The sequence below is a fragment of the Leifsonia shinshuensis genome, assembly GCF_022606355.1.
In the GTDB taxonomy this organism is placed as follows: domain Bacteria; phylum Actinomycetota; class Actinomycetes; order Actinomycetales; family Microbacteriaceae; genus Leifsonia; species Leifsonia shinshuensis_B.
Map to the genome: position 1 here is coordinate 699,819 of NZ_JAHHZQ010000002.1, position 12,830 is coordinate 712,648.

General features: G+C 64.9%; 12 protein-coding genes and 1 tRNA gene. 12 read left to right on the top strand and 1 reads right to left on the bottom strand.

What is annotated here, in order from left to right; all coding sequences use genetic code 11:
• The first annotated feature begins 50 nt into the window (after positions 1 to 50).
• The 5 genes from KNO15_RS10295 to KNO15_RS10310 all read left to right on the top strand — a co-directional run bounded on the left by KNO15_RS10295 (position 51) and on the right by KNO15_RS10310 (position 4,524).
• Entirely contained in the window at positions 51 to 833 is a 783-nt protein-coding gene (locus KNO15_RS10295; protein ID WP_241703631.1) for a sugar phosphate isomerase/epimerase family protein, read from the top strand.
• On the top strand, positions 830 to 1,537 hold the full coding sequence (locus KNO15_RS10300) for a triose-phosphate isomerase (protein WP_241703632.1): 708 nt from the start codon (positions 830 to 832) through the stop codon (positions 1,535 to 1,537). The genes KNO15_RS10295 and KNO15_RS10300 overlap by 4 nt, the downstream gene beginning before the upstream one ends.
• A 31-nt stretch (positions 1,538 to 1,568) precedes the next feature.
• Positions 1,569 to 2,336, top strand: a complete 768-nt coding sequence (locus KNO15_RS10305) for an SDR family oxidoreductase (RefSeq protein ID WP_241703633.1) — start codon at positions 1,569 to 1,571, stop codon at positions 2,334 to 2,336.
• Between the two features lie 923 nt (positions 2,337 to 3,259).
• The gene (locus KNO15_RS23495) at positions 3,260 to 3,424 is read left to right on the top strand and encodes a DUF559 domain-containing protein (protein ID WP_374113161.1); all 165 of its coding nucleotides are present in this window, start codon (positions 3,260 to 3,262) and stop codon (positions 3,422 to 3,424) included.
• 89 nt (positions 3,425 to 3,513) lie between these two features.
• Positions 3,514 to 4,524, top strand: a complete 1,011-nt coding sequence (locus KNO15_RS10310; protein WP_241703634.1) for a toll/interleukin-1 receptor domain-containing protein — start codon at positions 3,514 to 3,516, stop codon at positions 4,522 to 4,524.
• Between the two features lie 124 nt (positions 4,525 to 4,648).
• Here KNO15_RS10310 and KNO15_RS10315 read toward each other — a convergent pair.
• A tRNA-Gly gene (locus KNO15_RS10315) sits at positions 4,649 to 4,719 on the bottom strand.
• Between the two features lie 284 nt (positions 4,720 to 5,003).
• Between KNO15_RS10315 and KNO15_RS10320 the strand changes: the two genes are divergently transcribed.
• The 7 genes from KNO15_RS10320 (at position 5,004) to KNO15_RS10350 (ending at position 12,815) form a co-directional block, all read left to right on the top strand.
• Positions 5,004 to 6,056: a LacI family DNA-binding transcriptional regulator gene (locus KNO15_RS10320; protein ID WP_308220434.1), complete on the top strand. Its 1,053-nt coding sequence runs from the start codon at positions 5,004 to 5,006 to the stop codon at positions 6,054 to 6,056.
• Positions 6,053 to 7,021: a carbohydrate ABC transporter permease gene (locus tag KNO15_RS10325; RefSeq protein ID WP_241703635.1), complete on the top strand. Its 969-nt coding sequence runs from the start codon at positions 6,053 to 6,055 to the stop codon at positions 7,019 to 7,021. The genes KNO15_RS10320 and KNO15_RS10325 overlap by 4 nt, the downstream gene beginning before the upstream one ends.
• Positions 7,018 to 7,854, top strand: coding sequence for a carbohydrate ABC transporter permease (locus KNO15_RS10330; protein ID WP_241703636.1), 837 nt, complete (start codon positions 7,018 to 7,020; stop codon positions 7,852 to 7,854). Before KNO15_RS10325 ends, KNO15_RS10330 begins: the two co-directional genes overlap by 4 nt.
• An 89-nt stretch (positions 7,855 to 7,943) precedes the next feature.
• Positions 7,944 to 9,218 carry an ABC transporter substrate-binding protein gene (locus KNO15_RS10335; protein ID WP_241703637.1) on the top strand — a complete coding sequence of 425 codons (1,275 nt, stop codon included), beginning with the start codon at positions 7,944 to 7,946 and terminating at the stop codon, positions 9,216 to 9,218.
• Between the two features lie 35 nt (positions 9,219 to 9,253).
• Positions 9,254 to 10,417, top strand: a complete 1,164-nt coding sequence (locus KNO15_RS10340; RefSeq protein WP_241703638.1) for an ADP-ribosylglycohydrolase family protein — start codon at positions 9,254 to 9,256, stop codon at positions 10,415 to 10,417.
• Positions 10,414 to 11,766, top strand: a complete 1,353-nt coding sequence (locus KNO15_RS10345) for an ADP-ribosylglycohydrolase family protein (RefSeq protein ID WP_241703639.1) — start codon at positions 10,414 to 10,416, stop codon at positions 11,764 to 11,766. Before KNO15_RS10340 ends, KNO15_RS10345 begins: the two co-directional genes overlap by 4 nt.
• 50 nt (positions 11,767 to 11,816) lie before the next feature.
• On the top strand, positions 11,817 to 12,815 hold the full coding sequence (locus KNO15_RS10350; protein WP_241703640.1) for an ADP-ribosylglycohydrolase family protein: 999 nt from the start codon (positions 11,817 to 11,819) through the stop codon (positions 12,813 to 12,815).
• Positions 12,816 to 12,830: the final 15 nt, after the last annotated feature.

Consider the following 12,830-nt stretch of genomic DNA (forward strand, 5'->3'; position numbering starts at 1 on the left):
AACGACGAGAAAGTGGAGAACGAACGATGAAGTTGTGCTGCTCATCCCCGATGGTCCCTGGTGAGACATTGACGGCCAAGGCCGACCTGCTCAGGGACTGGGGCTATGACGCCATCGCGGTCTTCCAGCCGCTCGAGACGTGGGGCGCCGCCGCGCGCGACGAGCTGTTCGCGCTCGAGGCCCGGACAGGTATCCGCCCTGTCGAGTTCGTCCTGGTGGACGACGTGTACGGCAACGCCATGTCCGCCGACCCGGAGCTCCGGGCTCGGTGCCGGGACATGTACCGCGAGACCGCCGAGGTCTGCGCCGAGCTCGGGGCCGTGACGGAGATCGAGTTCGAGTACGGCGCGCAGGATCCATTGCCTCTCTTCGACCCCTTCCAGCAGCTGAGCCCCGCCCAGCACGACGCCTTCGTTGCCTTCTACCGCGAGGTGCTCGGTCTTGTGGAAGGTAGCGAAGCGCGTGTCCTCCTCGAACCGATCAACCGGTACGAGAGCCGCTACCTGAACCGGGTGGAGGACAACCTGCGGATCATCGAGGAAGTCGCCCACCCGAATGCAGGTCTGCTGCCCGACCTCTTCCACATGTCGATCGAGGAGGCAGATCCTGCCCGATCGCTGCGGGCAGCGGGGGACCGCATCGTCCACGTGCACCTGGGCGACAGCAATCGGCTGCTCCCCGGTCATGGTCATCTCGACTGGCCCGCGGTGTTCGACGCGCTGCACGATGTCGGCTACAGCGGCTACCTGAACCTCGAGTGCTCCACTGAAGGCGACCCGGCGGTGAGTCTCCCGGCCACCGCCGACCGGCTGCGGAAGCTCGTGGAGCGATGAGCGCCCTGTTGACCGCGCCCTTCTTCGAGATCGGGCCGAAGAACCTCCTGCGTCGCCCAGACCTGGAAGACCTGGCCCGGGCAGCCGGCGCGGCCGGCCGGGAGTTCGACGTCACGGTCGTGCTCACCGTCCCGAACGTGATGGTCGCACCCATCGCCGAACTCGACACCGGTGTTCTCGTCTTCGGTCAGAGCATGGACACGGACCGGCTCGGGGCGTCATTCGGCCGGGTCACCGCCGAGGGGCTGCTCGACGCGGGCGCGGCCGGTGTGATGCTCAATCACGACGCCGACCCATTGGACTCCGCGACGGTGGCCGCGACGGTCGATCGCGCGCACGAGGTCGGCCTGGACACGATCGTGTGCGCGGGAACGGCGAGCGCTGCTTTGGCCTTCACCGCTCTGGCGCCGTCCGCCGTGCTGATCGAGCCGCCGGATCTCATCGGAACGATCGGCGGAGTCGAGCGTGACTGGGTGCGGCCGCTCACAGAGGAGATGCACCGCGTCGACGCGCGCGTGCTCGCGATGCACGCCGGAGGCGTCTCTTCACCGCTCATCGCCCGCGGGATCATGGCGGCCGGCGCCGACGGTACCGGCTCGACGAGCGGTGTCCTCACTGCTCAAGACCCGCTCGTCGCGGCCGGGTACTTCATCGCGGCGGCCCGTACCGGCTGGGACGACGCCCGCATGACCGCAGAACACTGACCACCACCGATAACCAACGAAGGAATCACACATGGACACGAACCTCTCCGGCAAGACCGCCGTCATCACAGGTGGAGCACGCGGGATCGGCTACGCCGTCGCCCGGTCGCTCGCCGCGGAAGGTGCCGACATCGCGCTCCTGGACCTTCTCGACACGGTCGAGGAGTCGGCACGGAAGATCTCTGACGACTACGGCGTCCGCACCTACGGACAGCGCTTGGACGTCACCGACCAGGACGCGACGAACGCGGCCTTCGACACGGTCGCCGAGCGGTTGAGCGTCCCGCAGGTGCTGCTCACCGCGGCCGGGATCGAGATCAATGGCGATTCGATCGACGTCCCCGCGGCGGCCTGGCGGAAGGTGATCGATGTCAACCTGACAGGCACGTTCTTCTCGGCGCAGGCGTTCGGACGCGGTCTCCTCGCTTCCGATCTCCCCGGCAGCGCGATCCTGATCTCGTCGATGTCGGGTGAAATCGTCAACGTCCCGCAATGGGCGGCGTCATACAACTCGTCGAAGGCTGCGGTGGCGCATCTCGCAACGTCCCTCGCCGTCGAGTGGGCAGCGTCGGACATCAGGGTCAACTCGATCGCCCCCGGCTATGTTCTGACCGACCTGACGCAGCAGATCCTCGACCGCGAGCCGGAACTCGAAGCGGACTGGGTCTCCCGCATTCCTCAGGGGCGCATGGCGACGCCGCAGGACCTGACCGGCCTGGTCACGTTCTTGGCATCGAACGCGTCGAGCTATCTCACGGGGCAGCAGATCGTGATCGACGGCGGCTACACCGCGATCTGAAGGGCGACACATGAACGTGTTGGTCGCGATCGCGGCGGCAAAGGTATCCGCCCGCAATGCGAGAGCGCAGAACCGAAACACCAAGCCGGGGGACGCTCGGATGGACTCCATCTTCTGGCTCAGGTGGAAGTCGAGGGAGTCTGGCGTGGAGGTGTAGAAGGTCGCGCGACCCGCTCGATGCCCCAACTGGCTGGCGTTTCTCACGCAACATGAGATCAAATTCTCGGTCGGAGAGCGCCGGTGCTCGCGACCATCGGTTTCTCTCAACCTTCTTGAGACCCGACTCTCCTCACCGTCGCGATACTTCGTCTCGATCACGTCGGGGATCCAGTTGCTCAATAAAGAAGGGGTGGTCGGCCCCGGTCGAACACCCTTGCAAGCCGCTGCGGTCGCGTCAGTTTCGGTAAATGAGAATTCGGTCTACTCTGCCGCAGTCTGTGCATCCAGCGGACTGGCGACGATGTTGGACGGTCTACCTCAGCTCATGTCCGGCTCTCAGACACTTCCACCAGAAGAGGGTGTCGCTGGGAAAGACTTCATCCGGTTCTAGCGGCCCGTTCCGCCACGGGTGGTATTCGAGCGCCATGATGGGTTCCCCTGAGGCGAATCGCATTTGCTGAACACGAAAGCGTGACGGCGACGGAGCTAGAACAGCGATTCACTGCGACCTTGATCTTCCTCGCGAAGTGGGGGAATTCGGGAAGCGAGTCTAGCGCCGATCGACGAGTTGGACGCTCGACCACCTGGGCGCATCGATCCGCGATTGATTCTCCAAGACATATGGTGGGTGCCCCGTCGAACGATTGACATCGCCTTCGCCGGTTTGAAGATCGCCGTATTTCATTGATGGCTGCTATTGACATGGCTGTCCAGAGCACTATCAGCGACCGGCCATCAACCAGAGCTTCTGGGACGACAAAGTCGTGAGGAATCGTGCTCGCGACACTGAGACTAACCAGTTGATGACCGAACTCGGGTGGACGGTTCTCCGATTCTGGGAGCACGAGTGTCCGCAGGATGTTGCGAAGTCGATCCTTGCGGCTGTGACCGATGCCCGGACCAAGCCGAACGCCTCGTCCACCCGGTGACAGCTGCCGGAACATCTTGTGCAACACGACGTCGAATCATGCATGCGAAAGGTCTGTAGCGGGCCGATCCGTCATGGCATACTCGCGCCATGCCTCTGTCGATTCCCGAGCGTCACGCGTTCCTGTCCTACATGCACGAAAACACCGAAGAGGTGAACGAACTTCAAGACGCGCTCGAGAGCGCAGGGATTCGGGTTTGGCGTGATACTGAAGACCTTTGGCCGGGCGACGATTGGGAGGCGAAGATCAGATCCGCAATCAAGTCGGACAGCCTTGCCTTTATAGCCTGTTTCTCTTCCGTGGCCGAATCGCGCGCCCACTCTTACCAGTACGAAGAGCTCACAGTAGCGGTCGAGGAATACCGGCAGCGGCGGCCGAACAGCTCCTGGCTATTCACCGTCCGGTTCGACAACTGCGCGATTCCAGCATTCGATCTGGGCGGTGGGCGCAGGCTTGACACCACGATTCAAAGAGTTGATCTGTTCGGCCCCGGTAAGTTACGTCAGATCGAGCGGCTAGTGCGGGCGGTACAGGCCGTGATGAGGCCGCCCGCCGTCGGAATCGCATCAACGCCGGCTGCTAGCGCCACAAGCGAGAAGGTCACGTTTGAGGGGAGCGCTACGCCGCCTGAACAGTTTCGCCCCGTCCCCCGTATTGCGCTGGATCAGCGTTCGCTCTCTGCAATGCTCACCGAGCGGATGAACAGCACCATGACTTCATGGGTCATCTTCGGGCCATTCGAGATCGACCACGTGGTTCGTCGACTGCTCACCGAGGTACCGCAGCTTGCACGCTCGACCGCGGACGACGACGGCTTCGCACAGAGTCCAGACGGTGACTACCGGTGGATCTGCGTCGACGCGGAGATGGGGTCTGCTGTATTCCTGTTCCCACGAACGGCGGAGTCGGCTGAAAAGATCAGAGACGAACTGAGTGCGATCGACGGCGGCCTCCAAACCACCGTTGGCATTTTCGGCAACGTAGACGACCGCGTGTGGATCACACTTGGCGGTGCAGGCCAACGCAAAGTCATTCCGGCACAAGACTTTCTCCCGGCGGACCGCGCGCCCCTGGAAACCGGGCGTCAGGACGCCTCCTAGCGTCACTTGGCGAGCGCCAGCAGTGCGGACGCCGAGTCGACGACAACCAGCAGGTGGTCTCACGTCGGAGAGAAATGTCTCACGTTGCGCGAGAAACGATATTGGCCCAAGAAGCGGCAAACGGAGCGAGTGACGGGAATCGAACCCGCGCTATCAGCTTGGGAAGCTGAAGTTCTACCATTGAACTACACTCGCGCGGCCCGGAATCCCAGTAAATCACTGGGATGCAGGACTGCCGCCCAGACTACCCGGTCAATGGTTTTTGGCCAAACTCATCGGCTGCCCACCGTTTGGGAGATCCCCCTTCCTCATCCCGGCCCCTGGATGAATGCACGGTCGGCGCAGTCCAGGGTCGGCGAACTCGCGCTTGACTTCTCAGTCACGAGCACCTAACTTCTCTCTGCCCACGAACCGCCGTTTTTGGAAACGTTTCCAAAATTGGATGCGTTCTCATCACTTTTCGACGAGGAGAAGGACCCGTGACACGCAGCGCTCCAACCAGACCGACGCTTCATCAGGTCGCCGAGGTGGCGGGCGTTTCACTCGCTTCAGCGTCTCGAGCGCTCACCGGCAATTCGGCGAGCCTCGAGATGGTTCGCAAGGTCAAGAGAGCGGCGAAGAGCCTCGGTTACTTGCCCGACGCGACGGCGCGATCCTTGCGTCTCGGAGGCACGCGCCAGGTCGTCTTCGCGGTCGACGATATCGGCAACCCCAACTACGTGCAGATGCTGCGCTCGATCGAGCATGAGTTCGGTAGTGACGGGCCTCGGCTGAGCGTCGTCGCCACGGGCCGCGACCCGGAACACACCACCGAACTTGTCCGCAGCCTCAACATGGGCGTCGGTGATGGCCTGATCATCTCGCCGATTCGTGTGACTCCGAATCTTCGGCGCGCGATCGTGGAGTCGGTGGTGCCGGTGGTCGTCATCGGGTCACTGCATCGCAAAGTCGATGTCGACAGCGTCCGCATCGACTCGTCGACGGCTGTCGGGTACGCGGTGGAACACTTGGTCGCCATCGGACGCAGTCGCATCGCCTTCATCAACGGTCCGCTCGACACGAACCCCGGGGCCGCCCGGCGTCGAGGGTTCGACGAGGCGATGGCCAGGCTCGGCGCCCAGGTTCATCCGGAGTGGCAGGTCGCGGCGGACGACTTCACGGTCTCGGCCGGACGAGCGGCCGCGGTCGAGCTCTTCGACCACCTGGCTGCCGCTGGAATGCAGATCGACGCGGTCGTCGCGGGCAATGACCTGATCGGCGTGGGAACCATCAGCGCTGCGATCGGGAGGGGGCTTCGCGTTCCCGAGGACGTCGCCATCACGGGCATCGATGACACGGAGATCGCGTCCGTCTACAACCCGCCCCTGACCAGCGTGTCCCTGCAGTCGGCCGAACGCGGCCGGCTGGCAGCTCGACTCCTCATGGATCGGTTCGAGAATCCGGCCTGCGAGCCGCGTTCGATCGAGGTCGTGCCCGAACTGATCGTTCGCGAGTCCACCCACCCGGCTGGGAAGAAGGAGACACGATCGTGACCGCCACCCGCCTGCTGCCGCCGACTGAGCCGGCACAGACGCCGACGCCGACCCCGACCCCGAAATCGCGTCCCCGCAACCGGTCTGCGCTCGCTCGGCGACAGCGAAACGAAGCTGTCGCTCTGGCGTTCCCTGCGCTCGTTCCCGTGATCATCTTGAGCGTCATCCCGCTCCTCATCGGCGTGTCACTCGCGTTCACCAATTCCCAACTGATCAGCACCGAAGCGCCGGACTTCGTGGGCGCCGACAACTTCGTCCGTCTGCTCCGAAACGGTGCATTCTGGAACGCGTTCGGCATCGGAGCCGTCTGGTCCATTTCGGTGACCGCCCTGCAGTTCGTGGGAGGGCTCGCCCTCGCACTGCTGCTGAACACAGACCTCAAGTTCCGGGGGATCGCACGGTTCCTGGCCATCATCCCGTGGGCGATGCCACCCGTCGTCGTCGCGATCATGTGGCAGATGATCTACTCGCCCACCAACGGGCCGTTGGACTGGTTGATCCGAAACCTCGGTGGCCCGAATATCAACTGGCTCGGGAACTTCTCCCTCGCCCTGCCGGCCGTGATCCTCGTGGGCGTATGGGCCGGGATGCCGCAGAACACGATCAGCTACCTGGCCGGCCTGCAACAAGTACCTGTGGAGCTCACGGAAGCTGCACGCGTCGACGGTGCCGGGGCTTGGTCGCGCTTCATCCACGTGACTCTGCCGGCGCTCCGACCCATCATCATCTCGATCGTGTCGCTGAGCTTCATCTGGAACTTCAACTCCTTCGGCATCGTCTATGTGATGACCGAGGGCGGCCCCGGCGGCAAGACGCTCCTGCCGATGCTGTTCGTCTACATCGAGGCGTTCCGAAACGGCAACACGGGGATGGCGGCGGCGATGACCGATGTGATCGTCATCTTCCTGCTGCTGGTGCTCTCCCTCTTCCTCCTGCGTCAATTCCGAAAGGGGGCCGCCGCGTGAGAACACGACGGATCGTCATCCGCACCCTCCAGTACATCGCGCTCGCGGGATTCCTGCTCTTCCTCGGGTTCCCCTTCCTCTGGCTGATCTCAACCGCGTTCAAGTCGTCGAGCGAACTCAACTCCCTCGCTGTGAACCTCGTCCCGTCGCAGCCCACCCTCGAGAATTTCACAGACGCCTTCGAAGCCCAGGGACTGGTCCGCGCCGCACTCAACAGCATCATCGTCTCGGTGGCGACCACGGTGATCGTCGTCGTGATCTCGGTGCCCGGCGCTTACGTTCTCGCCCGCTATCGGGGAAAGATCCGCGCGATGGGGTCCGGCTGGATCCTGGTCAGCCAGATCGTGCCGGTGGCGCTGTTCCTGCTGCCGCTGTTCTTCATTCTGCGCACGATCGGGCTCATCGATTCGCTCGCCGGGCTGGTCCTCGTCTACGTCGTCTACACGCTGCCGTTCTCGCTCTGGATGCTCCAAGGCTTTGTGGCGGCGATCCCCGTCGATGTCGAAGAGGCCGGCGCGACGGACGGCGCAACAAAGCTGCAGGTGCTCGCCCGCATCGTGTTCCCTCTGCTCCGGCCCGGGCTTGTCGCAACAGCGATCTTCACCTTCGTGGCCGCCTACAACGAGTTCTTCTTCGCCCTCGTCCTGCTTCAGTCGCCGGAGAACTTCACGCTCTCCGTCGCGCTGAGCACTTTCTCCAACGGAGAGGGCCTGTCCCGAATCGGACCGCTCGCGGCTGGAGCGCTCATCGCGAGCATCCCCAGCGTGGTCGTGTTCGCCATCCTCCAGCGACGCCTGACAGGAGGACTGCTAGCGGGCGCCGTCAAAGGCTGACGAAGGCCCCCAATCCACCCGCCCACTCTCGAATGTCCCCACACCCCACTTCACGAACCGAACCGAACCGAACTGAAAGGAGCGAAGTAATGAAGCTTCGCCACACCATCGCCGCCGTTGCCGCGGCCGCGACCCTGATCACCCTGAGCGCCTGCTCGAGCCCCTCGAGCCCGGCAACCGCCGGCGGCAAGACGACGCTCACCTATCAGTACTTCAACAACCAGCCGGCAGCTATCGCCGCGACCAAGGCCATCGTCGCCGACTGGAACAAGGCCAATCCGGACGTGCACGTCAATCTCGTCCAGGCGCCGGCCGACAACCTTCAGGACAAACTCACCACCCAGTTCTCCGGCGGTGTCGCCCCCGACATCATCCAGAACGATGCTCCCAGCGACATCCTGCCTTTCGCCGGCTACCTGGCCGACTTGAGCAAACTGCTCCCCTCCGGAACCCTCAGCGACATCGACCCTGCGGCGAAGAAGTCGCTGACCGCAGGCGGCAAGCTGATCGCCGCACCGACCGAGGTGCAGACCTACGTCGTGTTCGCCAACAAGAAGCTCCTCGAGCAGAGCGGTGTATCCATCCCGACGGGCAACACGATGACCTGGGACACGTTCGAGAACATCGCCAAGCAGACCACCAAGGATGGTGTGCGCGGCCTGACCTGGGGTCTGAAGAGTCCGACCTCGGTGTTCGCCTACCTCGGCACCGGGTTCGGTGCCAAATACTTCACCGGCGGAGGCAGCGATTCCAAGGCCGTGTTCGGCAACGCTGAGCTTCAGGTGCCCGAGCGCGTTCAGTCGATGATCAAGAGCGGATATGTCGACCCGACAGGGGTGACGCAGTCGAGCTCGGATGTGCTCGCCACGTTCTACGGCGGAAAGGCGGCGATGACCGTTGCCGGTTCGTACCAGATCGCGAACATCGAGTCCGAGGCCCCGGCCGGCTTCGACTGGGCGGTCCTCCCCGCCCTCGAAGGCAGCAAGAGCGCGTCCCAGCTCGCCGCGCCGATCACCCTCTCGGTGAACGCGAAGTCGAAGAACGTCCAGGCCGCCGCCGACTTCGTCAACTTCTACCTGAAGGGCGAGAACCTCGCCAAGATCAACCTCGCCGACGGCCAGGTGCCGCCCACCACGTCCGGTCTCGCTGCGCTCTCGAAGCTGACGGCGGGCAAGAACGGCTGGGCGCAGGTTCTCGCCTCCGGAAAGAACCTCGTGACCCCGGCCTTCAACAACCTGACGAAGTACAGCAACTGGAAGACCACCATCGCCACCCCGGGCTACCAGCAGTTCCTGGCCGGGCAGATCACGTCCGACCAGCTCAGCAAGCAGCTCGTCGACGGCTGGACTCAGCTCAACCAGTAGTGGCGGACGGCGACGGAACAACGAAAGCGAGTGAGATGAACTGGCTGCGGGAACGCACAGCAGCGGTATTGGCCGGCTCGGCCATCGGCGACGCCCTCGGTGGCGCAGCGGAGGGCTTCAGCGCCGAGGCGATCAAGGAGCGGTACGGGGGCCCGATCAACGGTGTCGTCCCGCCGTACCACGCCGATTGGCAGACGGCGCGTCTGGTCAGCCCGTATCACAAGGGCGATGGACACATCACGGACGACACCCTGATGGTCCAAGCGCTCATCCAGGTCTACGCCAAGCATCGAGACCACCTGGACGCATTCGCGATCGCCGAGACACTGGTTCCGCTGCTGCAGACCGAAGTCCGCTGGATTCCAGAACTGGAGCGCGAGACGATTCTCCTTCACCGGGTCTTCCTGGCGGAGAAGTGGTTGGTGACGCGCCTCCAATACGGCCACATCGATCCACGAGAAGCCGGCGTCGGAAATGCGATCAACTGTGGGGCCGCGATGTACATGGCACCGGTCGGCATCGTCAACGCCGGCAACCCGCGGCGTGCGTACGCGGAGGCGATCGACATCGCCGGGGCTCACCAGGCGAGCTACGGTCGGGAGGCAGCCGGGATCTTCGCGGCGGCCGTAGCGGCCGCCGTCGCACCGGGTGCCACCGTGGCATCCGTGATCGAAGCATCATTGCGGTACGCCCACGACGGGTCCAAGGCGGCCATCGAGGCGGTCACAGCTGCAGCGATGGCGTTGCCCGAGTCCGCCACCGATGACGAGATCATCGCGGCGCTCCGGGATGCCGTCAGGCCGTACGACACGGTGGGTGAGGCCTATCGCGAACCGAACATGGACGCGCGGCTTCCGTCACGTACGAAGTCCATCGAGGAGCTTCCCATCGCGCTCGGATTGCTGATCGCGTACGACGGGGACTTCCGAAGGTCGATCCTCGCGGCGGTGAACTATGGTCGAGACTCCGACTCGATCGCAAGCATGGTCGGCTCACTGGCCGGAGGACTCGGCGGTTGGGAGGCTGTCGCAATCGACTGGCTCGACGTCATCGCCGAGGCCAGCCGGGTGGACTTCGGTGAGTACGCGGACCGCCTGGCCGACGTCGCGGAGGAGATCCAGCAGTCGGACATCGAGCGGGCGCGTGCGGATATCGCCGTCATCGAGGGACTCGGGGTCGCGACCGGGGCACTCCGATGAGGCTCACCTGGGCGCAGCCCGAGGATCTGGTTCCCCACGAACTCGTGCAGTCGCGTGCAGAGGGTCGCGATGTCGAAGCGATAGCGGACGAGTGGAGCGCTGCAGGGGGAGCGACCACGCCGCCACGCGGCGGCGCTTCGCCCGAGCGGGCGCCGGAGCAGCTGCGTGTCCTCGCCCGTGTGTTGCTCGACCGCCTCGACGCGCTCCCTGGCGCGCGGGTCAGCCCCCAGAGCTGGGAGGGCGTGCTGGAACTGCTGCCCGCTCCCGTCCAGCTGGCGCCCCCGGGCGCGGATCTGGACGATCGGATCCATGGGGCCTGGTTAGGCCGTTCGGCCGCGTGCCTCCTGGGAAAGCCCGTCGAGAAGATCCCGAGGGAAGGGATCGAGGCCCTCCTTCGCTCGACCGGGCGTTGGCCACTCACCGACTACTTCACCGCGAACGGCCTCGACCCGGAAGTGGCCCGAGTCTGGCCGTGGAACAAAGCGTCAGGGCCGACCTCGCTCGTGGAGAACATCGACGGAATGCCGGAGGACGACGATCTCAACTATCCGATCCTCAACCTGGAGCTTCTGGAGACGAGAGGCCGCGACTTCACCACGGACGACGTCGCCCAGCTCTGGCTGACGAACCTGCCGGCGGGCCGCGTCTTCACGGCCGAGCGTATCGCGTACCGCAACCTCCTCGACGGCAACGATCCCGTTGCGTGCGCGCAGATCAGGAACCCGTTCCGCGAATGGATCGGGGCACTGATCCGCGGCGACGTCTTCGGCTGGGTCAACCCGGGTGACGTGCGCGAAGCCGCCCGCATGGCCTGGGTCGACGCGCGCCTGAGCCACACCGGCAACGGTGTGTGGGGCGAGCTCTGGTCGGCTGCACTGACCTCGGCTGCGCTCGTCTCTCAGACCGTCGACGAGGTGCTCGACGCTTCGTTGTCTGTCGTCCCCGCCGACAGCGACCTCGCGCGGGCGGTAGTCCGCGGCGTCGCCATCGGCCGAGCCGGACTGCCGCTGGAGGAAGAGCTGGACCAACTCCACCGTGACTTCGGCGGCCTGCACTGGGTGCACACGGTGAACAACGCCGCCGTGATCGCTTACGCGCTCGCCAAGAGCGGCGGAGACTTCGACATCGCGGCACCCGCCGCCGTGCTTCCCGGATGGGACACCGACTCAGCCGGCGCAACCGTCGGCTCCGTGATCGGTGCTCTCCGTGGCCGGGCGGGCATCGCGGATCGATGGACAGCGCCGCTGCGTAATCGCATCGCGACGAGTCTGCCCGGAATGAATGGCGTCGCCATCGACGCGCTCGCCGCTCGCACCTCCGCTCTCGTACCGCACGGCGTTCGCTCGTGATCCGGGTGCCTCTCTCCACCGACCGAACAGAACTGAGAAAGCAGCCAGCCATGTCTGACACACCTCCGCCCACGATCCGCGATCGGGCGCGTGGCTCCATCGCCGGACTCGCCATCGGCGATGCCGTCGGCCGACCGGTGGAAGGGCTGTCTGCCACCCAGATCCAAGAACGCTACGGCCGGGTCGAGGGCTACCTCGAAGCCGAGCCCGCAGGAAGCGACGACACCGAGTATGCCCTGCTCACGGCTAAAACGGTCCACCGGGTCGGCCTCGGTGCGACGCGTGCGGACTTCGCCCAGACCTGGATCGACGACGTCCTCCCCCAGGCAGACGACTTCAAGGGCGGCGGCTTCAGCGAGATGGCCGCCATCGACAACCTTCGCCGCGGCATCCAGCCGCCCCTGAGCGGTGACCACGTGCATGCCTGGAGCGACGGGCTCGCCATGCGCGTCGCACCCCTGGGTATCGTGGCGAACGGGGATGTCGCGCTTGCGCGTCACCTGGCGACGGAGGACGGAATGGTCAGCCACGCGGGTGAGGGGATCCTCGCAGGCATCGTCGTGGCCGTCGCTGTGACGACGGCGATGACCGGCGCCGATGCCGACGAATGCTTCGCTTCAGGCCTGGACGCCATACCAGAAGACTCGTGGACGGCCCGCAACTTGCGAGACGCCCGCGCGCTCGTCTCTCTCGGCCTCGATCCCGATGAGCTCGCCGTCGCCCTTCACGACCGACTCGCCGTCGTGGACTACTTCTGGGCCGACCTCGCTCCGGAGGCCGTGGCACTGGCGATGGCTGCAGTACTACAGGGCAAGGGCCGTTTCGCCGAGTCGATGCTCTTCGCCGTCAACATGGGCCGCGATGCCGACACGACTGCCGCTATCGCGGGTTGCGTCGCCGGGGCGATCTCGGGCGCAGAATCGTTCCCGGCCGACTGGCTCGCTGGTCTGCGGCCCGTTGAAGGATCGTGCATTCGCTCGGTCGCCGGCATCCATCCCCTCGACGCGGCAGAAGATCTCGTCCGCCTGATCGAAAGCACCGACCGATGACACCCACAGACCTGA

Coding starts and splice junctions, on each gene's coding strand:
- KNO15_RS10335 (WP_241703637.1), top strand. CDS start 7,944: ATGAAGCTTCGCCACACCATCGCCGCCGTTGCCGCGGCCGCGACCCTG.
- KNO15_RS10295 (WP_241703631.1), top strand. CDS start 51: ATGGTCCCTGGTGAGACATTGACGGCCAAGGCCGACCTGCTCAGGGAC.
- KNO15_RS10310 (WP_241703634.1), top strand. CDS start 3,514: ATGCCTCTGTCGATTCCCGAGCGTCACGCGTTCCTGTCCTACATGCAC.
- KNO15_RS10305 (WP_241703633.1), top strand. CDS start 1,569: ATGGACACGAACCTCTCCGGCAAGACCGCCGTCATCACAGGTGGAGCA.
- KNO15_RS10300 (WP_241703632.1), top strand. CDS start 830: ATGAGCGCCCTGTTGACCGCGCCCTTCTTCGAGATCGGGCCGAAGAAC.
- KNO15_RS10345 (WP_241703639.1), top strand. CDS start 10,414: ATGAGGCTCACCTGGGCGCAGCCCGAGGATCTGGTTCCCCACGAACTC.
- KNO15_RS10350 (WP_241703640.1), top strand. CDS start 11,817: ATGTCTGACACACCTCCGCCCACGATCCGCGATCGGGCGCGTGGCTCC.
- KNO15_RS10340 (WP_241703638.1), top strand. CDS start 9,254: ATGAACTGGCTGCGGGAACGCACAGCAGCGGTATTGGCCGGCTCGGCC.